The organism is Sphaerothrix gracilis Ecp01 (assembly GCF_030405905.1).
Lineage (GTDB): Bacteria > Cyanobacteriota > Cyanobacteriia > Phormidesmidales > Phormidesmidaceae > Sphaerothrix > Sphaerothrix gracilis.
Window position 1 is genome coordinate 44,298 of record NZ_JASATW010000008.1, and the last position, 21,810, is coordinate 66,107.

The following is a 21,810-nucleotide window of genomic DNA, read 5'->3' on the forward strand; positions in this document are numbered from 1 at the left end:
TATAAAAACTAATGTCCCAAATAGACTTGGGCCACCGTAGGATCCCTGCGCATGGCTTCAGCGGATCCAGCGCGTTTGATTGTGCCTGTTTCTAACAAATAGGCCCGATCGGCCACAGCTAGGGCCGTAGCGGCCATCTGATCTACCAGCAGCAGCGTCATGCCTTCATCTCGCAGATCTGCCAGTATTTGATATAGTTCATCCACGAGTTTAGGCGCTAGGCCCAGGGAAGGCTCATCTAAGAGCAGGAGCTGCGGCCGCGCCATCAGACCGCGAGCGATCGCCAGCATTTGCTGTTCTCCCCCAGAGAGCAAGCCCGCTCGCTGATACCGTCGCTGTTGCAGGCGGGGAAATCGCTTCAGCAAACTTTCGATATCAGCTTTAACCTGATCGTCTCGGCGGCTAAAAGCACCCAGTTGCAAATTGTCGTAGACCGTCAGTTCCGCAAACACCTGTCGCCCTTCTGGTACCAGCACAATGCCTAGACGGCTCATTTCATGGCTGGGATGCTGCAGAGGGACACCAGCAAATTCAACTTTGCCCGATTGAGCGGCAATCAGATTGACCAGGGTTTTGAGCAACGTGGTTTTACCGGCGCCATTAGCGCCAATAACGGCAACCAGTTCTCCCTGATTAACTGTCAGGGAAATGTCTTTGAGCACCGCCAGCTCGCCGTAGCCAGACGCCAAGCCCGTCACTTCCAGTAGCCGATGCGCTGGCGGTTGTCCACTGCGGGCTGTAACGGTGCCCTCATGACCTAAATAGGCTTCTAAAACCAGCGGATCGCGCTGAACATCTGCTGGCAAACCCGCCGCAATCAGCTCACCGCTGTCGAGCACAATGACCGTATCAGAAATTCCCATCACCACGTCCATGTCGTGCTCAATTAAAATCACCTTCAGCCCGCCGCTGGCAATTCGGCGCAGCAGCGCCGCTAGGCGCTCTTTGTCGCCTTTACTCAGTCCGGCAGCAGGCTCATCTAGCAGCAGCACCTGCGGTTCTGTCACCAGCGCTCTGGCAATCTCCACCAGCCGCCGATCGACGAAGGGCAGGTTGGCTGCTTGGGTATGCACGTTACCGCCATAACCGACAAAAGACAGCAGTTCTAAAAAATCTTTTTCTCCTAACCGCGATCGTCCACTAGCTGCCTGCCCCATTGGGATAAGCTGACTGCCCTGATGCGCAATGCACAAATTCTCCAACACCGAGAGAGAATTGAACAACCGCGTAGCCTGAAACGTGCGGCTAACCCCGGCACTGGCAATCTTGGCGCTAGAGAGCTGGGTCAGGTCGCGATCGCCGAGCTTAACCTGTCCTGACTGAGGCTGATAGAAACCGCTAATCAGATTCAGCAGCGTCGTTTTTCCTGCCCCGTTGGGGCCGATGACTGCCGTAATCGTGCCGGGTTCGGCCCGCAGGCTGACTTTTTCAACAGCCCGCACCCCGCCAAACTGAATGCTCACTTGCTCAACCTGCAGGCTTTCATGGGTTTGCTGCTGGGCAATAAAGGCGGGCATTTCTGGGGGCGCTTCTAGGGGAAAGCTGAGCTTTGGCGATCGCCCGAAGCGCTGTAAAAAACTCATGATGCCGCTCGGTACTAGCCACAGCGTCAGCAGCAGTAGAGCACCGAAAAATAGAAGCTGATATTCCGCGAAGTCACTTAGCAGCTCTGGCAGCAGCACGAGGACAACAGCCCCAATCAAAGGCCCCTCAGCGGCCCCTAATCCCCCCAGAATCACCGCCAGTAAAAACAAAATTGAGCGATGGAAAGTAAAGCTATCTGGGCTGACAAACCCTACCACTGGCCCAAAAAAACCGCCCGCCAGCCCTGTCAGCGCCGCCGATAGGGCAAAGGCAACCACGCGAATTCTAACGGGATCTAGCCCCAGCGCCGCCGCTGCCACCTCGTCATCGCGCACCGCTTGAAAAGCCTGTCCCCAAGGATGGCGTTTCAAGCAGCGAAAGCCCGCGATCGCCAAAATAGCCACCACAGCCGCTATCATCACCGTACTGCGCAGCGTTGGAGCTAGTCCCGGCAGCCCGGGTTTAGGGATGCCGCTCAGTCCGCCAAAGCCGCCTGTTAGCGGCACCCACTCAATCAGCACCTGCTCGACAATAATGCCGAAAGCGATGGTGATCATCGCCAGATAGGGGCCTTTAACCCGCTGGGTAGGGGCTGACAGCAGAGTACCCGCGATCGCCGCTGCCAGCGTGGCTGCCCCCAAAGCGGGCCAGAAATTCCAGTCGGCCCGCAGCATTAGCAGGCTGCTGGTATAAGCGCCAATTGCTAAAAATCCAGCATGACCGATAGAGATCTGGCCGGACAAACCCACCAGAATATTGAGTCCCACCCCCACCAGGGTCATCACCGCAATCATGCCTAGATTGAACAGGTAATAGGTATTGGGGGCTAGGCTGACTGCCGCGATCGCCGCTATGAGCAGCGCTAAATGAATCCAGCTTCGTATGCCCATTTCTATACCTTCTTCACCTGCTGCCGCCCAAATAGACCCCCCGGCCTCAGCGCCAGCGCTCCAATCACCACCGCAAAGCCGATAATTTCTCGATAGCTGCCACCTAAAAGTCCTGCCGCGATCGCCTCCACCACGCCGTAGAGAATGCCTGCGACCATCACTCCCCAGGGATTATCCAGACCGCCGATAATAGCAGTGGCAAAGGCTTTGAGTCCCAGCAGGGTGCCCATAGTTGCTGCCACATTCGTAATCGGCGCAATCAAAATTCCCGCCAGTCCCGCCAGCAGCGTTGATGCGCCGTAGGCAAAGGCAACCATCGGCTCTACCGCAATGCCCATTAGCCGCGCGGTGTCGTGATTCTCGCTGACGGCCTGCAGCGCCTTACCCAAGAGCGATCGCGTGAACAGCAGCCGCACCGCTAAAGCAATACCTAGCCCTACCACTGGAATTAGCAGTTCCAGTGGAAAAATGCCAACGCCTAAGATGCGCAGCGGCGTCTCTGCGAGTGGTGAGGGATAGGCCCGCACCTCCTTGCCGAAAGTGAGCATCGCCAGATTTTCCACAACGATGCCCACTGCAATTGTGGTCAGCAGCCAGGAATTAGAACCCGCCTTGGCAAAGGGGCGCACCGCTAGCCGCTCCACCAGTAGGCCAAAACCAATGCAGGCGATCGCCGTCACCCCCAGGGCCACGATTAGCGGCCAGCCCCAGGCAATATTGAGGACGTAACACAGCACTGCCCCCAGCATCACTGAAGCCCCCTGAGAGAAGTTCATCGTTTTGGAAACGGCAAACGTCATCTGAAAGCCAAGGGCTACCAGGCCGTACATGCTGCCAATTGCAATGCCAGAGATAATTAGTTGTGGCCACATTAGCAATGAAATTTTCTTAGCTCTCTACCGGGACAATTTCATTCCCCTGCCACTGCACCAGAACGTAGTCGTTTTCGTCGAGCGCGTCGTGATCGTCCGGCGTGAAAGGCTGCTCATAGGTTTTGATCAAACCCTCGTATGTCGGCAAATTGAAAAAAGCCTCTCGCAGTTTGGGGCCTTCCGTCGAAGCTGCCGTATCCAAGGCTAAAGCCGTTAGGTGTAGAGCATCATAGGCGTTGGCCGTACCTACCGGAGCCAAAATTTCATCTGGTCCGCTGAGGTTATAGGTATCTTTGAGATCGCTGAGTACTGCTTCTCCTTTTTCCCCCTGCTCCCCATAGAAGCTGTAGGTTTGCACAAAAACGACTTTGTCAGCCGCTGCCTGTCCGGCCAGCTCTGGAAAGCGCCCGCCAGAAATGCCCCAGTGTGAAACCACCGGCACGTCCCAATCTAACCGCTCTAAAGACTTCATTGCCTGAGCGCCGGGAGCGGCATTGGCTACCATCAGCAGAGCTTCTGCCCCCGCCTCTCTCAGCCGTGAGAGCTGCGGCGAAATATCGGTTTCGCCGTCATTGAATTTCTCAATTCCCACGATCTCCAAATCATATTCGGGGGCCCATTCCTCGAAGCCAGACTGATTAGATTCCCCCCAGGGATTGTTAATCAGCAGCAGCCCCACCTTAGACACCTCGCTGTAGTTCTCGCTGATGTGCTTGACCAAGAAGCGATCGACGATATTGTCATTGGCCGAAACCCGAAACGCATAGTTGGGATCAAAATCGTTGCGGGTGATGCCCGTGGCGGCAGCCCAAACCCCCATGTAAGGCGTCTGTAATTCATGAATAACCGGCAGCATTGCCAGTGACACCGGCGAGTCTAGCCCGCCAAAAATAACAGCCACCTGTTCTTGCTCAATCAGTTCGCGGGCCGCCGCCACACCCTTAGCAGGTGTTGATTCATCGTCGCGGCTGACCAGTTCCAGCGGTCGCCCACCCATAACGCCGCCATTGCGATTGACCTCATCAATCGCCACCGTAAGCCCGCGAGTAATGGCCTCGCCAGAAAGGGCAGAAGAGCCTGTGAGGGCGGCTACTAAGCCCACTTTCACTGGTTCTCCGCTAGCAGCAGCCTCTGTCGGTGTGGCCGAGTCTGCTTCAGGGGACTCCGTCTCTGCCGCTGTACATCCCGTCAGCTTGGAGATCAGCAATGCTGCCCCGAAGCCAGCTGTTCCCCTCAGAACATCGCGCCGCCGTATTTGCTTACCCGTCATTGCATCACTCCTAAGGTCTAAATTCAGAAATGTTCTGTTTACCCTACCAGCTATTGAATCGTCTCAGCAGGATAGTTTAGATACCAAAATCCGCGATCGCCCCTAATTTGGCAACAGTAATCGATTAGTAAGCTTCTGGTTAAAAACAAGACCGCGATCGCTCCACCTGCCTTGCGCCTGCAAGCTGAGACCTATAAGTTTTCTTTTGAGACTTGCTATAATACTAGTAAGTCTTGCCATAAGAAAAACTATGGATGTTTCAGCAACCCCAAGTGCTAGCTCATCACAGCCCGATCGCCGCAGCGCCATCCTCAACGACTCCAAAAATCTGATGACAGTTGACGACGTGCAGCGAGCACTCAATCGTTCCCGCGCCTCCGTCTATCGCTATGCCAATACCGACGTTAGCGATCTCAACCCGCCCTATCAGAAAAACTGCCTGAATCCAGAAATCCGTACCAACAAAGATGAGCCGCTGCTGTTTCATCCCAGTGAAGTAGCGCGTTTCGCTCAGGACGTGTTGGGAATTAAGCAGGTGAAGATAGAAATTCAGGAGTCGCCTGAAACCGTCACCCATAGCCTGCTAAAGGAAATCTTGGCAGAGCTAGGGAGTATCCGGCAGCTACTGCAGTCTCAGCAGCTCTAACCAGAAACGGAGCGATAAAAATGATCCCCTCACCAAGGACAAAGATCCGTCCCTCTGCGCTGTTTATCTCAGCCCAACAGTGCTAGCTTTTAAGAAAAGCAAATCATTCAGGAAGGAGACTTACCTATTGTGTAGCTAGCCATACAGTCCGTTTAGAGAAATCTAAAGATTCTCTAAATAAATGCTCTGTCTGCTCTAATGCCTAAGTTAATGTGAGGTCACTTTACCTCAGCGTTTCCTGGTTAGACCGTTACTTCCTTTTTGAGTGTCCAATTTTTAATTCTGTATGGAATCTGCTAGTCAATCTGACAACCCTCCTGAACACCCCCATAGTCGTCTATCCAGTCTCATCGGCTTTGTCATTGCTCTAACGACTTTAGTGCTGCCCATGTTTGCGATCGCCCACTTTTCCTCCGCTAAGGTTGATGTGTTTGAGCAGCCTGCTTACCAAATTCTGCGCTCTAGGGAGTGATGATTACGCTATAAAGTCAGGCGGGCCTCCAGCAGATACTTAACATACAATTTTCTTAAAGCCTGTCTCTACTGTCCGGATTTAGCCCTCAATTCGCCTAAAATTCTAAACGAGCCGTTTGTCCGGATAAGCTTGCTTACAGAGCAGCCTATCCGACTCGGTCTGTATCGAAGTAATTTTGGAGAAGCATAGTGGAGCTATCTCGTATTCCGGCTCAGCCCAAGCCTGGGTTGATTAACGTTCTGATTGAGATTCCGGCTGGCAGTCAGAACAAATACGAATTTGATAAGGATTTAGGAGCGTTTGCACTAGACCGCGTTCTTTTTTCTGCTGTTCATTATCCCTGTGACTATGGTTTTGTCCCCAACACGCTGGCTGATGACGGCGATCCGCTAGATGGACTTGTCCTGATGGATCAGCCCACATTCCCCGGCTGTGTAATTGCGGCGCGACCAATTGGCATGTTGGAAATGATTGACGGCGGCGATCGCGACGAAAAGCTGCTCTGCGTACCGGATGCCGATCCCCGTTACGCAAATGTCAAGTCGCTCAGCGACATTGCTTCTCATCGCTTAGATGAAATTGCAGAGTTCTTCAAGACTTACAAAAATTTGGAGAAGAAAGAAACCGAAATCCTAGGCTGGAAGAATGTAGATCAAGTCAGCGCTTTGATTAAAGAATGCGTTGATAACTTTAAGCCTGAAGCCTAAGCGCTAGCTATATCAATAAGTTGAAAGTGGGTATCTTAAAAATGTGGTTCTAGGATCGGCGCTGGCCTTTCCCTGAATGCAAAATGGGATACCTACTTTCGTAACAAATTAACGGTTCTCACTGAGAGCATTTTTGTAATTCGTTGGGTTACTCAATCTTTTTGTAACTGCTGTTACGTGATAGATTTACCAGAAACTTTCCCGAAAAACACTCGACTATCGGTATATACAGAGAAAGCACTTTCCTTTTTCCATGCCGTTCCCAATAGAGTCTGCTTTTTCCTAATTTCGAGACGAGCAGCCATTTTGCTAATTAGCTGCCGCCAATTTTCCAATGCTAGATTCCGTTCCTTCCCCTCCACTTGACCCTAAAAACGCGGCTGAACCCTCAGCGGCACTCTCTCTCACCCCTGAAATGCAGCTTAGATCTTCTTTTATCATTCAGTTTTGGGGAGTTCGCGGCAGCATTCCAACGCCAGGAGCCAGTACCGTACGCTACGGCGGCAACACAGCCTGCGTAGAAGTTTTAGCGGGCAACAAGCGGCTGATTCTCGATGGCGGCACGGGGCTAAGCGTGCTGGGTAAGCACCTCCTTAAACAAGAATCTAATATTGAAGCCCATATCTTTTTTACCCATACCCAGTGGGATCGAATCCAGGGATTTCCCTTCTTTATTCCAGCTTTTACCGAAGGCAACCAGTTCCATATTTACGGGGCGACTGCTCCTAACGGCGCTTCTATTAAGCAGTGTTTGACTGATCAAATGCTGCAGCCTAACTTTCCAACGCCGCTGCAGCGGATGCGATCGCATCTCAATTTCCGCAACATATCGGCTGGCAGCGTCATTGCTCTAGACGATGTCATGATTGAAACGGTATCGCTGAATCGACTCACCAGCGCCCTCGGCTACCGGATTACCTGGCAGGGACAATCAGTGGTTTACGCTACTGACACTGAGCTAGTTCAAGACGCAGGCAATCAAAATCTACAGTACCTAGCGCAGCAGGCCGACGTCCTGATTTACGACGGCACCTATGCCGACTATGCCGCTCAAAGTGGCGAGGCGCAGTCCTCAGAAACGCCCTGGGCTGCAGGGATTAGCGTCGCCAAAGCAGCTAAAGTCCGTGAGCTGATTATGTTTCACCATAGTCCAGCCCACGATGACGATTCGCTCGACTGCATTGAAATGAAAATTAGGGGAGACTTTCCCAATGCGCGCTTAGCCAGAGAAGGCATGATTCTAGAAGTAGCTTAATCATGCCTGTCAGCGCCAGTTGGCTTAACACCTACTGGCAAACTGTTTACAGACCATGTCTGAAATCGCTGAGGGGCTTGGAAGCCGTCCTGACACTGCTGGAAGAGACAGCGCTGAGTTCTTCAAAGAGTTCTTCATAAGCCTGCAGCGCCTGATGAAATGAGTAGTAGGTTTCAGCATGGCGGCGACCCTGATAGCCAAGTTTGGTAGCTTTTTCAGGGTGCTTGAACAGGTGAAGAATAGCTTTGGCCAGTTTTGTCGGATTTTCCGGCTGAACAATCAGTCCGCCCCCGCTCCTAGATACGGCTTTAGCCGCCGCTCCATCTCCAGGAACCGAAGCAATTATGGGCCGACCGCTGGCTAGTAAAACCTGCGTTTTAGAAGGCATGTTGAAGCCTACCATGCTGCGTTTCTGCATGATTAAGCCCACATCAGAGGCCGCTAACATTTCTGGTAAGTCTTCGCGACTGACAAACGGGAGCAAAAGAACATTAGTGGCGTTGAGTTCTTGCTTGAGTTCGTCTAGCTGGGCCAGTTGGCGCTCTTCTCCAGAGATCACAAAGGCAATTTCAGGATGGACTTTGAGCAATGCCGCCGCTCGAATAATGGTGCGTATCCCCTGAGTGCGAGCAATATTCCCAGAATAGAGAACAACAAACTTTTTCTGCAGATTGTAGGCTTGGCGGAAGGCATTGTCTTTAGCCAGCGGGCGGATGAAGTTTGTATCAACCCAGTTGGGAATGCAGACCATATGGTCCCGGGAAACGCCCTTGCCTATTAGGTTTTCGGCAAATCCCTCGGTGATGACGCTGATTTTTGTAGCGCTACGATAGGCAAACTTCTCTAGAATCTCAAAAACGCGAATTGCAAATTTGTTGCTAATGAGGCCCGTCCGAACAGCCGCTTCTGGCAGGATATCCTGCAGATTCAAAACGGTGGGACAAGAATAGATCCACTTGAGCAAAGCTACGGGCAGGCAGGCGGGCAGGGAAGGGCTAGTAGATAAGATTACGTCGGGGCGCCAGCCTTTAAGTGCTTGCAGAAAGCTAAGCACAACAAAGCTGCCGTCTAGCAAGACGCGAGTGACTAGGCCGGGATTGGGGCGAATAGAGACATAGCAGCGCTGAACTACGACGCCTTTAATTTCTTCAGTATGGTAAAGCTTTCCTCGATATTCCGGATAAATCTTGCGCTCTGGGTAGTTTGGCATTGCAGTGACTACCCGCACTTGATGACCCTGCTTGACTAAACCTTCCGCCAGCTCTGTCATCAAGGGAGCAATACCAATAGGTTCAGGATGGTAGTTGTACGAGTAGATCAAAATACGCATATACGTCTAGTTGCCGTGCCTAAGAGGAGTTAGCGAAATTTCAGGTCGAGAAAACTGAGAAAAAGGGTTGTAAAAAGTCAGGCTTGAGAGTGGAGGGGGCACTTAACTAGCAAATCAAACTTATCTAGTATCACCAGCTTGATGAAAGCTAAATAAAATACCTTACAAGAATCTTTAGACTACGTGCGATATTTATTGAGATATCGAGAAGCCCCCAATTTTATTGTGCCCCGCTGATGGTCATTAGGTTACAGGGTGACTATTTTAAGCCTATCAAGGGATCTTGACCCTCTACTGACAATCGATAGGTTCTGTATCATCTTGGCAAAACTGGATTCCTCCGTAGAATCAATACTTTACAAATAGGCGAGAGGCTAGCTGATAAGGCTGCAAACTGGGTTAATCATGGCCATAAGCATTTCTATAAATCTAGATCTGACAAATCTGTTCTCACTTATTTAGGTTCTCAGGTCATTTTCTAAGCTGCTCGCCTGCTGCTGAACCTGCTCAAATTGTTGCAGTAAGGGCTTGATGCTGTTCGCTTCGGTTTCCACATAGCGATAATAGTTGGCAAAGCTGCGATCAATTTCTTCGTAGGTAATGCTGAGCTTAGCGGTTAGCTGATCGGCGATCGCGGCGGCAAACTTGGCCCGTCCTCTATCGAGTTCTTGCTCAAACTTCTGAATGATGGCTCCTCGCTTAACCAGCAGGATACCACCGGCAAACAGAACGCCAATTCCCATAAATAAGCTGCCAATAATATCTAAAATGACAATCTCGGTGACGGCGGCGATAATGCCGCCAATGACTGCCAGTAGGCCACCGCTCGCCATCCCAGTACCAACGCCATCAGCCTGTTCTGCTACCGAAACGGCAAAACAGCTATCTTCTAGCAAAGTAGACACGCGCTCTCTCACGGCTTCAATGACTTCGTAGCGCTCAATCAAAAGCGGCATTGAAACTTCGGCTGTTTTGAGCTGTTGCCGCTGCGTAGCGTCCAAGTCTTCAACCAGGCGATCGATTAGCTGCTGCACGCCTTTGAGAAAATGTTTGGCTCCCTCCTGAGAAGTTTGCTCTAGAGAGTCTTCTAGCTCTGACTGGCATTGCTGCTTGAGCTGCTGAATCCAGGCTTCTACCCGCTGTTGGCGGTTAAAAATGGAGAACAGCGATCGCTTAGCGAGCGCAAAAACGGTGAGTCCTTGCTTAAACTCATTCTTGACCTGCTGGGTAATGCGGTCATACTGAGCGACTAGCCGCTCTACCAGCGAATCGATTTCATAGCGAGACTGCTGTTGTCCCTGGCCCAGGCGCTGCCGAATGTTTTCGACTGCTTTTTGATCGACCTCAAGCTGCTGCTGTAGGGCCTGTAGATTCTGCTTCAGGTGCGTCAGGATAGTTTGAGCCGAGCTTAAGCCTGACTTCAGCTTAATGCCATAGCTATGAGTGCCCGTCACCGTCTCTTGAACAAAGTCGCGCACAGTTTCAAAGCCGCTGGTGTGAACCTCTCCGGCCTGCTCCAGCTTGGCCGAGGTTGCGAAGACTGGCGGCTGAGAAATGCCCCGCTGCTGGGCCTCTTGCTCAATGTAGCGATAGGCTGTCTCTAGCTCTAAGGGAGTTGCAACATCGGCCTGCTGGAGCACAAACGCTACGGGCTTTTGCCATTCTTGGGCGGCGTAGTCTAGTAGCTGCCAAGCCGTGTTGGTATAAGGATTTTTAGCGAAGAAAACGAACAGGACTAAATCGCTATTGGGAATAAATGTGCGGGTCGTCTCTTCGTGCTGACGAAACGGGCTGTTGGTGCCGGGAGTATCGACAATGGCTAAAGACTGCAAAATCTGCTCAGGTCGGCCAACTTCGTGTAGCTGATCAGGCTTCAGTTCAGTAGTGTAGGGATGATCGGCATAGATAATTTTGCTGACCACGGCTGTGCGCGGATCGGCTCCCACTTCGCAAATTTCTGCCCCTAGCAAGGCATTGATGAAGCTGCTTTTGCCCGCCTTAACTTCTCCAATCACAACAAACAAAAACGGCTGGCTCACATTTTCCCGCAGACTTTGCACGGTTTGCACAATTGAGCCTGACTGCATCGTCATCGCTAGCTGCTCGATCGCCTCCAGCAAGCTATCTAAGCGCTGTTTTTGCTGCTGTAGTTGCGGATCGAGAATCGAGCGGCTCATGATACAGGCACAGTTATTTCACAGAGTTCGATGTCAGCTTACTGTGTTTGCAGAGCTAGCAACACCCGCTTAAGGCTGATGCCGACAAAGCGTTAGTTTAGAAACGAGAGTCAGTGAAATATTCCCGTGTGCCTTTGGCGTTAAGAGCTTGGCCGAGGCGCTCTAGCGCGTGAACGTAGGCCGCCGTTCGCAGTGGAATGGCTAACTCTTGGGCAATCTGCCAGATAGCCGCTGCTTCAGTCATAATTCGCTGCTTGAGCTGACGGTTGATTTCATCTAATGTCCAATACAGACCGCTGCGATTTTGCACCCATTCAAAGTAGCTCACAGTCACCCCGCCGGCGTTTACTAAGATGTCGGGAAAAACATAGATGCCCTTTGCTTCCAAAATGCGATCGCCGCTAGAAGAAATTGGCCCGTTGGCAACCTCAAAAATATACTTAGCTTGCACATTCGATGCATTCACTTCAGTAATCTGATTTTCTAAAGCTGCGGGCACCAAGATATCGACATCCAGTGTTAAAAGCTCCTGGTTGGTTAAGGTCGAATAGTTATCCACTAGGTTGCAGACTGTGCCCTCACAGTAGACGGCCTTGACGCTGCGAGTTGAGGACTTGAACTGGCGAATGCTGGGGATATCCAGCCCCTTGGGGCAGTAGACGCCCCCCTGCGAGTCGCTGACGGCCACCACCCGGTAGCCTGCATCAAACAGGCATTGGGCAATGACGCTGCCAGCATTGCCAAAGCCCTGCACGGCCACGGTTGTTTCCTGGGGCGGTTTGTCGAACTTGCGCATCATCGCTTCTATCACATAAAAAGCGCCCGTTCCGGTAGCGGTGTCACGGCCTAAGCTGCCCCCCATACCAATGGGCTTGCCCGTAATGACTGCCGGGCTGCGCTGACGGCGGATGATGCTGTACTGATCCATCATCCAGCCCATAATCATGGCATTGGTGTAAACGTCGGGGGCCGGAATATCCACATCGGGGCCAATAAAATCAGCGATCGCATCGATATATCCCCGGCTCAGACGCTCTAGCTCAAACTTAGACAGCTCTTTGGGGTTGAGCGTGATGCCGCCTTTAGCACCGCCCAGTGGCAGATTCAGCGCCGCGCACTTAAATGTCATCCAAAAGGCCAAAGACTGTACCTCATCCATCGTCACCTTGGGATGGAAGCGAATGCCGCCCTTCGTAGGGCCGCGCGTATCGTCATAGCGCACCCGATAGCCCTCGAACACCCGCAGCGAGCCATCATCCATCCGTACCGGAATCGAAACTTTAAGGCTGGCTTTGGGAAAGCGCAGTCGCTCACTGGCATCGTCTGAAATATGAGCGTACTTGAGGGCGCGTTCTAGGCGACGGTTGGCATCCGACAGCAGCGTATTTGTCATAGAAACGACCTATTTGTAGCGATAACTAGGTCATTGGCGCCATTTGGTATCAATGACTACTATTTTGATTGTGACGCCTGCAATCGCCCCTGAGCCAAAAACGAAAGAGAACTTTAGAGAGCGCTACATAACAGCGGGTTCCAGCATTTCAATAGTGCCTGCTGTGGCATCGATCGCCACTTCCAGACCCAGTGGTAGAGTCAGAATTGGCTCCACATGACCAATGGCGGCTCCCATCCAGGCCGGAATCTGCAAAGGCGCGATGTGATCTTGCAAAACTTCTTCCAAAGTCAGAGAGCCGTAGTCATTTCCAGGGCCGCAGTTGGTGCACTGACCAAACACAAATCCGGCTAGCTGCTCAAAAACGCCCGCTAGCTTGAGCTGGGTCAACATCCGATCGATCCGGTAAATACTTTCTCCCACATCTTCTAGAAACAAAACCGCACCTGTCAGATCAGGCATATAGGGCGAGCCGACAATACCAGCAATGACTGAGAGATTGCCGCCAATCAGTCTGCCTGTCGCGCGTCCGGGGGTAATCGTCTGGATGCGGTTGCGCACCGGCATGAGGCGATCGCGATCTTCTGCCGCCACTGCATTTGTAAACGTCAGCGCCTGCCCCTCAAACAAAACCTGACGAAACGGCTCTACCTGGTCGGGCCGCCAAGCCGTTAATCCATGAGGCCCATGAAAGGTAATTAGTCCAGTCTGAGCATAAATGCCCAGCAACAGCGCCGTGATATCGCTAAAGCCGACAATGATCTTCGGATTTTGCCGAATCTGCTCGTAATCTAAGTAGGGCAAGACTCGGCTGCTGCCCCAGTCACCGCGAATAGGTAGCAGTGCCGCCACCGCTGGATCGGCAAAAAACTGATTGATATCCGCCGCGCGATCGCGGTCTTGCCCGGCCAGATAGCCGTAGCGAGCCAGAACATGCGGAGCCAGTTTAGGCACCAGCCCTAAGCCTCGCACAGCATCTACCACGATATCTAACTCCTCTTGGCGAAAGGTAGCACCTGCCGGGCTGATAATGCCTACGGTGCTGCCAGGGTCAAGCCGAGGCGGTTTAACGGTAGAAGGGGTAGCGGCCTGACTTTGCCAGGGCGGCAGGGCAACTGTTGCCCAGGTAGTTAAAGCTGCTAATAAAAAGTGCCGTCGCTGCATCATTGGTAGGTCAGCTCCGCGATCGCCTGACAGTATTTCTGCACCTGCAGGTCAATTCCGGTAATTGCAGTTCCGACGACAACGCAGTAAGCACCTCGCTTGAGCGCCTCAACCGTCATAGCCGGAGAGGCAATGCCGCCTTCACACAAAATTGGGACGTCAAGCTTAGCGACTAGCTCAGTCAGCAGCTCATAGCCGGGGGGGTGGCCCGGCTGGGTGGCAGTGGTGTAGCCGTAGAGAGTCGTGCCAATGAGATCGGCTCCGGCTGCTGCTGCCGCGATCGCCGCCTCTAGAGTATCCACATCTGCCATTACGGGTTTATGGAGCTCAGTATGAATTTGCTCAATCAGGCTGCTGACCGTCTCACCGTTGGGGCGATCGCGCTGGGTGGCGTCAATAGCAATAATGTCGGCTCCGGCCACCGCGATCGCTTCGGCGTGCAGAAACTGGGGCGTAATATACACTTCGTAGCCGGGCATCTGCTGCTTCCACAAGCCGATAATTGGCGCTTCTAGCCGCTGCCGGGCTGCATGAACATGCGTCGGCGTATCAATGCGGACTCCCACAGCTCCCCGGAGTATAGCCGCGTGAGCCATTGCCGCAATCACCTCAGAATTAAACAGAGGAGAATCGGGAGGCGCCTGACAAGAAACAACGAGTCCACCCTTAAGCTGTTCAATAACCGAGAAAACTGGTGTCATTGCTAGCCAATTGATAGATTCTTTTGCGCGATCGCCGTTGTATGCTTCAAAGCAGATTTTATCGGCTTTTGTGCCATGTCGTCGCCTCAATCTCGTCCGCTGCCGCCATCCCTATCTCCGGCCCGCCTAGAGCGCCTGAAGCGCGTCCGCAGCCTCAGCCGCATTCTGGATAATTCCATTACCCTTCCGGGGCTTAACTATCGCATTGGTCTCGATCCGATTATTGGTCTGCTGCCGGGCGGCGGGGACTTACTCACCGGGCTAATGTCGGTCTATATTCTGGTAGAAGCCTATCGTTTAGGCATACCCACGGCGACGTTAGGGCGCATGGCCTTTAATATCTTGCTGGAGGTCGTGGCCGGCACGATTCCCACCATTGGTGATCTATTTGATGTGGTGTGGAAAGCCAATGCCCGTAACGTCACCCTAATTGAACAGCATCTCCAGCAGCCCCAGTCCACCCGCCGTCCCAATCAGTTTTTCTTTGTGATCATTGTGGCGCTGCTGATTGCCGCCATCATCGGCGTAGCGGCTTTCGCTATTTTGGTAGTGCAGTTTGTTTGGCGAGCCTTGGTCGGAGGATAGGGCCAGCTTGCACTGTTTTAGCTGGGTCAATTCACTACACGAAATTTTGCTTCCCTCAGCTCACAACTAAGATTGAGACATTGGCCAAATATTCAGACATCGAACCTTGTGATGCAAGTCTTAAAACGTTCGTTTACGGTTGCCCAATATCACCAGATGGCTGAGGCTGGGATATTTACACCCGATGAACGGATCGAGTTAATTGAGGGAGAAGTCATCACTGTAGCTGCAATTGGTTTTCGTCACGCAGCCTGTGTCGATCGCGCTGCCCAACTTTTCTTTAGGAAGTTTGGAGACAAGGCCATTGTTCGAGTCCAAAATCCGGTCCAGCTCGGCGATCGCTCTGAACCTCAGCCGGACATTGCCCTACTGCATCCCAAGGCAGATTTCTATGCCACTCAGCATCCGACCGCAGCAGACATTTTTTTAATCGTAGAAGTGGCCGATTCTTCCCTAGAGTACGACCGGCAAGTCAGAGTACCGCTTTACGCTCAGCAAAATGTTATAGAAGTCTGGCTAATTGACATAGAGCATTCAGCCCTGAGTGTTTACCAGCAGCCTTTGTCAGGCAAGTATCAGACCGTCAAAGCTTATGGCTGCGATCAATGCGATCAGTCTTTAAGCTGCTTGGCTTTTCCAGAAATATCGATCGCGATGGCTGATTTACTCAACTAGTACCGTTAACCCAACTTTGTCCGACTGAGATCAGGATCCTTAGCGTAGAACCGAGGCAGTGTCATTACGCCTTTTGGGGGTGGGCTAGCCCGTGACATAAAGGTTATACCAGATAGCGTTCTAATTTTGAGCAAATGATAGCGGCGTAGCCCCGCTCAGCTCAATGGAAATATTTATCAGGAGCTAATATGTCTGGAATTGCTAATAAAGTTGTGATTATTACTGGCGCTAGCAGCGGTTTAGGGGAAGCCACCGCCCGTCGTTTAGCAGGTCAAGGGGCCAAGCTGATGCTAGCGGCTCGCCGTGAAGAAAGATTGAAGTCACTAGTCAATGAGTTAGAGCAAGGCGGCGGTACGGCGGCCTATCAGGTCACAGACGTAACCGATCGCGCTCAGGTGCAAGCGCTGGCTGAAGCCACGCAGAAAGCCTATGGTCGCATCGACGTGCTGGTTAATAATGCCGGATTGATGCCCCTTTCACCGCTGGAGCAAACCAAGGTAGATGAGTGGGATCAGATGGTGGATGTCAATATTAAAGGCGTTCTGTACGGCATCGCGGCGGTGATGCCTACCATGCGCGAACAAGGAGCCGGCCATATCGTGAATCTCTCCTCCGTGGCGGGTCATACGGTCTTTCCGTCAGGAGCAGTCTACTGTGCCACCAAATTTGCCGTCCGCGCCCTTTCAGAAGGTATCCGGCTCGAATCTCAGGGCGAGATCCGCTCGACCAATATTTCTCCTGGCGCTGTAGATACCGAGCTGCCTAGCACTATCAGTCATGACGAAACCGCCGACAACGTCAATCAGCTCTATTCAATGGCCATTGATGCCGACGCGATCGCCCGTGCCATTGCCTACGCCATCGAGCAGCCTGCCGAAGTAGACGTGAACGAAATGATCATTCGGCCAACCCAGCAAGAGATGTAGTTCAAGTACGCCCCAGCTTTTTAGCTGAATCAATTGCCTATGCCTGTCGTCACAGCGTTGAGTATAGGCGATTGATTAGTATGGGAAAAGCCTAAAGACATCGTCAACCTAGACCCAGCATGGATATTGTCGATTTTCGCTCCGATACCGTCACCTGGCCGACCCCAGAAATGCGCGAGGCGATGGCTAAGGCTCATGTGGGTGATGATGTCTACGGTGAAGATCCAACCGTTAATGCTTTAGAAGAATTAGCCGCAGAGAAACTAGGCAAAGCGGCAGGTTTATTCGTCAGCAGCGGCACTCAGGGAAATCTAATTGCGGCCCTGACGCATACCCAACGCGGTGATGAAATTATCATGGGCCGCGATGCTCACACCTTTTGCTGGGAGGCAGGCGGCGCGGCGGTACTCGGCGGTGTGACGCCTCTGCCCTTGCCAACAGATTCAATTGGACGCATGGATCTCGACCAGATTGAGGCTTCCGTGCGCGGCGATGATCCGCACTGGCCCCGCAGCCGTCTGATTTGCACTGAAAATAGCTCTGGCGGTAATAATGGAGCCGCTATTCCCGTTGATTATTTTGCGGCGATACGGCAGCTCAGCGATCGCCATCAGCTTAAAGTCCATTTAGACGGGGCCAGACTTTTTAATGCCACGACCGCCTTGGGCGTTGAGCCATCAGCAATGGCTCAGCCGGTAGATTCTGTCAGTATTTGCTTAAGCAAAGGGCTATGTGCTCCTGCGGGATCGGTATTAGTGGGCAATCGCGATTTTATTGCCCAGGCTCGCCGCTACCGCAAGCTGCTAGGCGGTGGGATGCGGCAGGCAGGCATTTTGGCTGCCGCAGGCATCATTGCTTTAGAAACGATGAGCCAGCGCTTGCAGGAAGATCATGCCAACGCCCAGCATCTAGCTCAGAGATTAGCCGAGGTTTCCGGGATCATTATTAGCCCCAGCGCCGTGCAAACCAACCTGGTTTTCTTTACTTTAGATGAGGCTATTCCCTTAACTGCCGAAAAGCTGGCGGCCAAAGTTTGGCAAATAGCCAAAATTAAGCTGGGCGTTTATGGCGATCGCCAACTGCGGGCTGTCACTCACTACTGGATTCAACCCACGCATGTTGAGGCGCTAATTGACGCAGTCAAAGCAGCAGTTGAATCGGCCTAAAGCGTTTGCAGCACAATTTCCTGATCGGGTTTGATCACCACGACTCGCTGAGCAGTCGTATTGCCAATAATGACTCCAGTTGCGGCTCCGCCCAGGACTTCAACCAGGTCAATATCGCCCAAAATTTCACTCAGCACTAAACCACCTGCCGCCCCAATAGCGGCGTCGGTCAGCACCGAGCCGATAGAAGTTTCACGCGGGTCTTTAACATCATGCAGAACGCCAGACTCGGCCTCTACCCGGTAGAGACGGCTGTTGGCTTCAACTCCGGTAGCCACGTACTGCAGCCCTCCTTCCACAGGCCGGAACTCACCGCGAATCGTAGCGCCTGCCGGCACACTAACACCGCCAATCACCGCCGCACTCTCTAGCTGCAGATCGTACTCGTGCACCGTATCATCTTCTAAATAAAGCGTCTCTGGCTGAGCCAGTACGGCGCTGAGCTGAGCTGAATTTCGTACTTGCGCACTTGGCAAGCTTTCAAAGCTAGGCGTTTGCGCCTGCACCCAGGCGGTGGGTGTTAGTACCAATAATGTTGATAGTCCACCCAAAAGAACTCGTTTCATGATGACCTCTGAACGGATCGATTAAAGATTGCTGAGAAGGTAAAACAGCTCCAAGATTCCAGCTAGCTTCTAGCTTTAATATGGCAAATAATCCTGAGAAAACAGTGAGAATATGCAGAATAAAATCAGGGGTTAACTAATAATGACTTACCTAAAATAATAGCGATCGCCGCCTGTTTTATAAACCGAGGATAGCGCTTGCAGGTTTTTTGTAACTGACTATCTTTAGAGACTATTGGGGATTAGACTTGTTCCCCATTCACCTGAGCTAACCGCCATTTTTTTGCAAATCTCAAAAAATAGTCATAGATTGCAATGGAACTCCACTCAAAACCCCCAGATTCAATGGGAGAATAAAGTGGGCGATCGCGCAGAGGAGCTGCATGAAACTTAAACTTCTAGCCTTTTGTTTTACACTCTTAGCAATCTTTTCGTTTGCTTTACCAAGCAGAGCTGCCATGCAGTCTGATATTGAGGTACTGCTTGACACCAAAGATTGCCCGGTTTGCATTCTGACTGAGGCAGATCTGCAGGGAGCCGATCTAAGCGAAGCCAATCTCAAAGTGTCCTCTCTTATTGGAGCCAATCTGAAAGACGCTAACCTCAGAAAAGCCGATTTGACGCTGACCTATCTAACAGATGCCAATCTCAGCGGGGCTAACATGGAGGGCGTCAATCTCAATGGAGCTGACCTCAGTAATGCTCAGCTTATCGGTACCAACCTGAGAGCAGCTATTCTGACCAAAGTTGATTTTAACGGCGCTAATTTGCAAGATGCCGATTTGACAGGTTCGGTGCTGATTGGCTCTCGCCTCGGTACGGCCAATCTCACGGGCACTAATCTCAAAGATGCCAATCTACGGGGGCTTAATCGCACGAAGGTCACTTTCTGTCAGACCACAATGCCCGACGGTGCGATTGAGAATCGAGATTGTCCCTAAACCTGCATAGCTAAGCATTTGCGTAGCTAAATTGAAGTGGGGACGCGGCCTGTCGTGTCCCTAAACTTTATGGGCGGCTTCTTGCCCGTACGCATTCCAAGCTAAATCAACTAGCCCAGTCATAATTGCCGTCGCCACCACGGCATTCCCTTTGCGACCCTGAATCCGAATGTGGGGCACAAAGCAGTCTTGCAGCCGAGTCTTGAGCACGTCAACATCTAAGAAACCTGCCGGTGCAGCTACGATCAGGGCGGGTCTAACCTCTTCCGCCTCAATGAGATCAACCAGCGTTTCTAAAGCTGTTTGCGACTCGCCTATCACAAAAATTCCTTCCGGATAGCGTTTAGCTAGAGTCTCAATGCCCCAAGCGGTTTTGGTTTTATCTTTTTGAGGCCGGGTGAGCGCATCCATGCTGCAGTAGACCGGGTTGGCAAAGGTACTCTGAATCGTTGAACTGATGCCTACCTGTACCATAGGCACATCCACAATCAGCGTAGTTCTAGCCGCCAAAGCGGCAGCGCCTGACTGCAGCGCCTGCTCTGAAAACTGTATCAAAGATTTATATTCAAAGTCGGCAGTCGCATAGATAACCCGGCGGACAATCTCATACTCTGAAGGCGAAAAGCTGTGCTCACCGATTTCGCGATCGATCACTCTCAAGCTCTGGGCATCAGTAACGTGCCATTCCATGTGAAACCTATCAACTCAAATGCATGTGCTTAAAGCGGCGATCGCTTAGATATGTCCCTACTCACTCCGCTAGCTAGACATAGTATCGGATTGTCTGAAGCAATCATAGCTTAGCGTGTGGCCAACTCGGCTCAATTCCGACGGCTCAGTGCCAGCAATCCCCCTTGCCCGCGGCTATCAGCCAAGAACAGGGGGGATAGATAATAAGCGATTAGTTAGGCTGTTGCCTAGACTTTGTCTGATGCTTACCCGTCTAAGTTTCAGATGGCGAGGACTGATTAAAGGCAGGCGTAAGATAGGCTACCAGCAACCCAATCAGGAAACCCGTGACGTTACGTACAACAGGCAGCAAGTCACTCGTTCGGGACACCACCGGGCCTAACCCAAACGCAATGAACAAAATTCCCCACAGGGGTGAGAAAATCAGCATCCACTGCCACGCAACTACCTGCCCTTTCTTGCGAGGATGGGCCGCGAAGCCGCAAATCACGCCGCCTACAATTGAAGTGACCAGGGTCAGAATCCACTGTTCGCGGGGCAACCCAGGCACCACCGCGCAGCCCCCGCGTCGCAGGCAATCTTCAATCGAAGAGAGTGCCTGAATAATGGAATTGTCTTCGCCATTGTCTCGCACAAAAAACTGGTTGCCATAGCGGGTTTGCAGCTCGATCCAGAAGGTGCGCGTCAAGAGCTGATAGACATCATCGCCAACGCTGAAGTTGAGCAGATTGCCGCCGCGCGGATCGGCCACGAGCATAACACTTTTATCATCTAGCCCCCAGAAGTCCTTGACCGCTCGGCCTGGTGTGCGATCGTACTGGGTGAGCACTCTCAGCTTCCAACCAGTTTCTGCCTCAAACTGGGAAAGGTGCTGGTTGAGGTAGTCTTCTTGAGCATCGGTCAGGGATTTGGCTAAATCGATGACGACAGTCTCTTCCTCTGGCAGCAATTCTGGGTTGTCAAAAGCTTCTGCCGCTGGAGCCACGAACCAGGTTGATAGCGAAGCTAAAACCGCCACCAGCAGCACTAAAAACCGACGATGAAAGAAGTGTCTTAAATAGTTGCCCATGAACCGATTGCAAATGTGGATAGTAGGGGGAGGAAAATAGCTAATCTTAAAGAACCCGCAGGTAATTCAATAGATTGTTAACACTTATTTACTTAATTCTAATATTAAGGAGCAAGGCGATCGCAGTCAATCTTACTCAGGAGATGGATGGGCAGCGTCTGCAGCCTCAACCTTCTCTGCAGGGGGCGAAGTTGGCTGAGTCGCTTCAGGAGAGGGGGATAGACTAGCAGCATCTACTGGCGTCAAAGACTCAGGCAAAATAGGCTTTGGCCGATTAGAGACAGCAGACGACTGACTCGCCGGGGGATGGGGCGATGGTGGGACAGCCGAACGGCGGCGCATCTGAGCAGGGCGAGCGGGACGGGCCAGCGTTTTCCAGGCAGCCTTGCAGCCAACCCAAAAGCTGCGGGTGAGCCGCTCTGCTTGCTTGGCCTGATGCTTGGCCTGATGGAGTCCCTGATCAACCTGTTTAACCACATGGCTCGCTTGATGAATGCTGCTGTTTACGCCGTCTGATAACCCAGTGATTTCAGCACCAGTCAGGCGGAGCGCTTCTAGCGTCGGCGGCAGTTCATGGTTGAGCGTGTTAAAGAGGGCTTCGGCGCTGCGGGCCGCCTTAGCCAACTCTCGCAGGGTTGGCAGCGCCATTAGCATCATGGCGATTAGACTCAGCGCCAACAGCACAATGGATAGACCCAGCCAAAGTAAAGGAGCTGCCACAGATGTTG

At 52.2% G+C, this 21,810-nt stretch carries 21 protein-coding genes; 9 read left to right on the forward strand and 12 right to left on the reverse strand.

What is annotated here, in order from left to right:
* Positions 1-8: 8 nt before the first annotated feature.
* The 3 genes from QJQ48_RS10485 to QJQ48_RS10495 are packed head-to-tail and all read right to left on the reverse strand — an operon-like array spanning position 9 to position 4,616.
* The gene (locus QJQ48_RS10485; RefSeq protein WP_346291179.1) at positions 9-2,474 is read right to left on the reverse strand and encodes a branched-chain amino acid ABC transporter ATP-binding protein/permease; all 2,466 of its coding nucleotides are present in this window, start codon (positions 2,472-2,474) and stop codon (positions 9-11) included.
* A 2-nt stretch (positions 2,475-2,476) separates the two neighbouring features.
* Positions 2,477-3,346 carry a branched-chain amino acid ABC transporter permease gene (locus QJQ48_RS10490; protein ID WP_346291180.1) on the reverse strand — a complete coding sequence of 290 codons (870 nt, stop codon included), beginning with the start codon at positions 3,344-3,346 and terminating at the stop codon, positions 2,477-2,479.
* Between the two features lie 16 nt (positions 3,347-3,362).
* A complete protein-coding gene (locus QJQ48_RS10495; RefSeq protein WP_346291181.1) occupies positions 3,363-4,616 on the reverse strand; it encodes an ABC transporter substrate-binding protein in 1,254 nt (417 codons plus the stop codon).
* A 250-nt stretch (positions 4,617-4,866) separates the two neighbouring features.
* Between QJQ48_RS10495 and QJQ48_RS10500 the strand changes: the two genes are divergently transcribed.
* The 4 genes from QJQ48_RS10500 (at position 4,867) to QJQ48_RS10515 (ending at position 7,699) form a co-directional block, all read left to right on the forward strand.
* Positions 4,867-5,262 (forward strand): resolvase, encoded by a 396-nt coding sequence (locus QJQ48_RS10500; protein ID WP_346291182.1) that lies wholly within the window; start codon positions 4,867-4,869, stop codon positions 5,260-5,262.
* A gap of 286 nt (positions 5,263-5,548) precedes the next feature.
* Complete coding sequence (locus QJQ48_RS10505) at positions 5,549-5,734, forward strand: TLTLP motif-containing protein (RefSeq protein WP_346291183.1); 186 nt, start codon at positions 5,549-5,551, stop codon at positions 5,732-5,734.
* Between the two features lie 191 nt (positions 5,735-5,925).
* A complete protein-coding gene (locus QJQ48_RS10510; protein WP_346291184.1) occupies positions 5,926-6,444 on the forward strand; it encodes an inorganic diphosphatase in 519 nt (172 codons plus the stop codon).
* 334 nt (positions 6,445-6,778) lie between these two features.
* Entirely contained in the window at positions 6,779-7,699 is a 921-nt protein-coding gene (locus tag QJQ48_RS10515; protein WP_346291185.1) for an MBL fold metallo-hydrolase, read from the forward strand.
* Positions 7,700-7,745: 46 nt separating this feature from the next.
* Here QJQ48_RS10515 and QJQ48_RS10520 read toward each other — a convergent pair whose 3' ends face one another.
* The 5 genes from QJQ48_RS10520 to QJQ48_RS10540 all read right to left on the reverse strand — a co-directional run bounded on the left by QJQ48_RS10520 (position 7,746) and on the right by QJQ48_RS10540 (position 14,464).
* Positions 7,746-9,029 carry a glycosyltransferase family 4 protein gene (locus tag QJQ48_RS10520; protein WP_346291186.1) on the reverse strand — a complete coding sequence of 428 codons (1,284 nt, stop codon included), beginning with the start codon at positions 9,027-9,029 and terminating at the stop codon, positions 7,746-7,748.
* 458 nt (positions 9,030-9,487) lie between these two features.
* Positions 9,488-11,206 (reverse strand): dynamin family protein, encoded by a 1,719-nt coding sequence (locus tag QJQ48_RS10525; protein WP_346291187.1) that lies wholly within the window; start codon positions 11,204-11,206, stop codon positions 9,488-9,490.
* A gap of 97 nt (positions 11,207-11,303) precedes the next feature.
* Positions 11,304-12,599: a Glu/Leu/Phe/Val family dehydrogenase gene (locus QJQ48_RS10530; protein ID WP_346291188.1), complete on the reverse strand. Its 1,296-nt coding sequence runs from the start codon at positions 12,597-12,599 to the stop codon at positions 11,304-11,306.
* A gap of 123 nt (positions 12,600-12,722) precedes the next feature.
* Entirely contained in the window at positions 12,723-13,763 is a 1,041-nt protein-coding gene (locus QJQ48_RS10535) for a S66 peptidase family protein (protein ID WP_428843043.1), read from the reverse strand.
* Positions 13,763-14,464: an N-acetylmannosamine-6-phosphate 2-epimerase gene (locus tag QJQ48_RS10540; RefSeq protein ID WP_346291190.1), complete on the reverse strand. Its 702-nt coding sequence runs from the start codon at positions 14,462-14,464 to the stop codon at positions 13,763-13,765. Before QJQ48_RS10540 ends, QJQ48_RS10535 begins: the two co-directional genes overlap by 1 nt.
* A 75-nt stretch (positions 14,465-14,539) precedes the next feature.
* Here QJQ48_RS10540 and QJQ48_RS10545 point away from each other — a divergent pair, with 75 nt between their 5' ends.
* The 4 genes from QJQ48_RS10545 (at position 14,540) to ltaE (ending at position 17,816) form a co-directional block, all read left to right on the forward strand.
* Positions 14,540-15,049, forward strand: coding sequence for a DUF4112 domain-containing protein (locus tag QJQ48_RS10545; protein WP_346291191.1), 510 nt, complete (start codon positions 14,540-14,542; stop codon positions 15,047-15,049).
* 111 nt (positions 15,050-15,160) lie between these two features.
* Positions 15,161-15,724 (forward strand): Uma2 family endonuclease, encoded by a 564-nt coding sequence (locus QJQ48_RS10550; RefSeq protein WP_346291192.1) that lies wholly within the window; start codon positions 15,161-15,163, stop codon positions 15,722-15,724.
* Between the two features lie 188 nt (positions 15,725-15,912).
* Entirely contained in the window at positions 15,913-16,650 is a 738-nt protein-coding gene (locus tag QJQ48_RS10555; protein WP_346291193.1) for an SDR family oxidoreductase, read from the forward strand.
* Positions 16,651-16,769: 119 nt separating this feature from the next.
* Positions 16,770-17,816, forward strand: coding sequence for a low-specificity L-threonine aldolase (gene ltaE / locus QJQ48_RS10560; RefSeq protein ID WP_346291194.1), 1,047 nt, complete (start codon positions 16,770-16,772; stop codon positions 17,814-17,816).
* On the opposite strand, the gene QJQ48_RS10565 is transcribed toward ltaE, so the two are convergent.
* Positions 17,813-18,382 carry a hypothetical protein gene (locus QJQ48_RS10565; RefSeq protein ID WP_346291195.1) on the reverse strand — a complete coding sequence of 190 codons (570 nt, stop codon included), beginning with the start codon at positions 18,380-18,382 and terminating at the stop codon, positions 17,813-17,815. The genes ltaE and QJQ48_RS10565 overlap by 4 nt on opposite strands.
* 458 nt (positions 18,383-18,840) lie before the next feature.
* On the opposite strand from QJQ48_RS10565, the gene QJQ48_RS10570 reads away from it, so the two are divergent.
* Positions 18,841-19,323 carry a pentapeptide repeat-containing protein gene (locus QJQ48_RS10570; RefSeq protein ID WP_346291196.1) on the forward strand — a complete coding sequence of 161 codons (483 nt, stop codon included), beginning with the start codon at positions 18,841-18,843 and terminating at the stop codon, positions 19,321-19,323.
* Positions 19,324-19,383: 60 nt separating this feature from the next.
* On the opposite strand, the gene QJQ48_RS10575 is transcribed toward QJQ48_RS10570, so the two are convergent.
* From QJQ48_RS10575 to QJQ48_RS10585, 3 genes are all read right to left on the reverse strand, one after another.
* Entirely contained in the window at positions 19,384-20,013 is a 630-nt protein-coding gene (locus QJQ48_RS10575) for a precorrin-8X methylmutase (RefSeq protein WP_346291197.1), read from the reverse strand.
* A gap of 253 nt (positions 20,014-20,266) precedes the next feature.
* Positions 20,267-21,082: a TPM domain-containing protein gene (locus QJQ48_RS10580; protein ID WP_346291198.1), complete on the reverse strand. Its 816-nt coding sequence runs from the start codon at positions 21,080-21,082 to the stop codon at positions 20,267-20,269.
* 132 nt (positions 21,083-21,214) lie between these two features.
* Positions 21,215-21,802, reverse strand: a complete 588-nt coding sequence (locus QJQ48_RS10585) for a DUF948 domain-containing protein (RefSeq protein ID WP_346291199.1) — start codon at positions 21,800-21,802, stop codon at positions 21,215-21,217.
* Positions 21,803-21,810 lie beyond the last annotated feature (8 nt).

Excerpts from the sequence above, each read along its gene's own strand:
- QJQ48_RS10485 (WP_346291179.1), bottom strand. The coding sequence starts at position 2,474 with ATGGGCATACGAAGCTGGATTCATTTAGCGCTGCTCATAGCGGCGATC.
- QJQ48_RS10490 (WP_346291180.1), bottom strand. The coding sequence starts at position 3,346 with ATGTGGCCACAACTAATTATCTCTGGCATTGCAATTGGCAGCATGTAC.
- QJQ48_RS10495 (WP_346291181.1), bottom strand. The coding sequence starts at position 4,616 with ATGACGGGTAAGCAAATACGGCGGCGCGATGTTCTGAGGGGAACAGCT.
- QJQ48_RS10500 (WP_346291182.1), top strand. The coding sequence starts at position 4,867 with ATGGATGTTTCAGCAACCCCAAGTGCTAGCTCATCACAGCCCGATCGC.
- QJQ48_RS10505 (WP_346291183.1), top strand. The coding sequence starts at position 5,549 with ATGGAATCTGCTAGTCAATCTGACAACCCTCCTGAACACCCCCATAGT.
- QJQ48_RS10515 (WP_346291185.1), top strand. The coding sequence starts at position 6,779 with ATGCTAGATTCCGTTCCTTCCCCTCCACTTGACCCTAAAAACGCGGCT.
- QJQ48_RS10520 (WP_346291186.1), bottom strand. The coding sequence starts at position 9,029 with ATGCGTATTTTGATCTACTCGTACAACTACCATCCTGAACCTATTGGT.
- QJQ48_RS10525 (WP_346291187.1), bottom strand. The coding sequence starts at position 11,206 with ATGAGCCGCTCGATTCTCGATCCGCAACTACAGCAGCAAAAACAGCGC.
- QJQ48_RS10530 (WP_346291188.1), bottom strand. The coding sequence starts at position 12,599 with ATGACAAATACGCTGCTGTCGGATGCCAACCGTCGCCTAGAACGCGCC.
- QJQ48_RS10535 (WP_428843043.1), bottom strand. The coding sequence starts at position 13,763 with ATGCAGCGACGGCACTTTTTATTAGCAGCTTTAACTACCTGGGCAACA.
- QJQ48_RS10540 (WP_346291190.1), bottom strand. The coding sequence starts at position 14,464 with ATGACACCAGTTTTCTCGGTTATTGAACAGCTTAAGGGTGGACTCGTT.
- QJQ48_RS10545 (WP_346291191.1), top strand. The coding sequence starts at position 14,540 with ATGTCGTCGCCTCAATCTCGTCCGCTGCCGCCATCCCTATCTCCGGCC.
- QJQ48_RS10550 (WP_346291192.1), top strand. The coding sequence starts at position 15,161 with ATGCAAGTCTTAAAACGTTCGTTTACGGTTGCCCAATATCACCAGATG.
- QJQ48_RS10555 (WP_346291193.1), top strand. The coding sequence starts at position 15,913 with ATGTCTGGAATTGCTAATAAAGTTGTGATTATTACTGGCGCTAGCAGC.
- ltaE (WP_346291194.1), top strand. The coding sequence starts at position 16,770 with ATGGATATTGTCGATTTTCGCTCCGATACCGTCACCTGGCCGACCCCA.
- QJQ48_RS10565 (WP_346291195.1), bottom strand. The coding sequence starts at position 18,382 with ATGAAACGAGTTCTTTTGGGTGGACTATCAACATTATTGGTACTAACA.
- QJQ48_RS10570 (WP_346291196.1), top strand. The coding sequence starts at position 18,841 with ATGCAGTCTGATATTGAGGTACTGCTTGACACCAAAGATTGCCCGGTT.
- QJQ48_RS10575 (WP_346291197.1), bottom strand. The coding sequence starts at position 20,013 with ATGGAATGGCACGTTACTGATGCCCAGAGCTTGAGAGTGATCGATCGC.
- QJQ48_RS10580 (WP_346291198.1), bottom strand. The coding sequence starts at position 21,082 with ATGGGCAACTATTTAAGACACTTCTTTCATCGTCGGTTTTTAGTGCTG.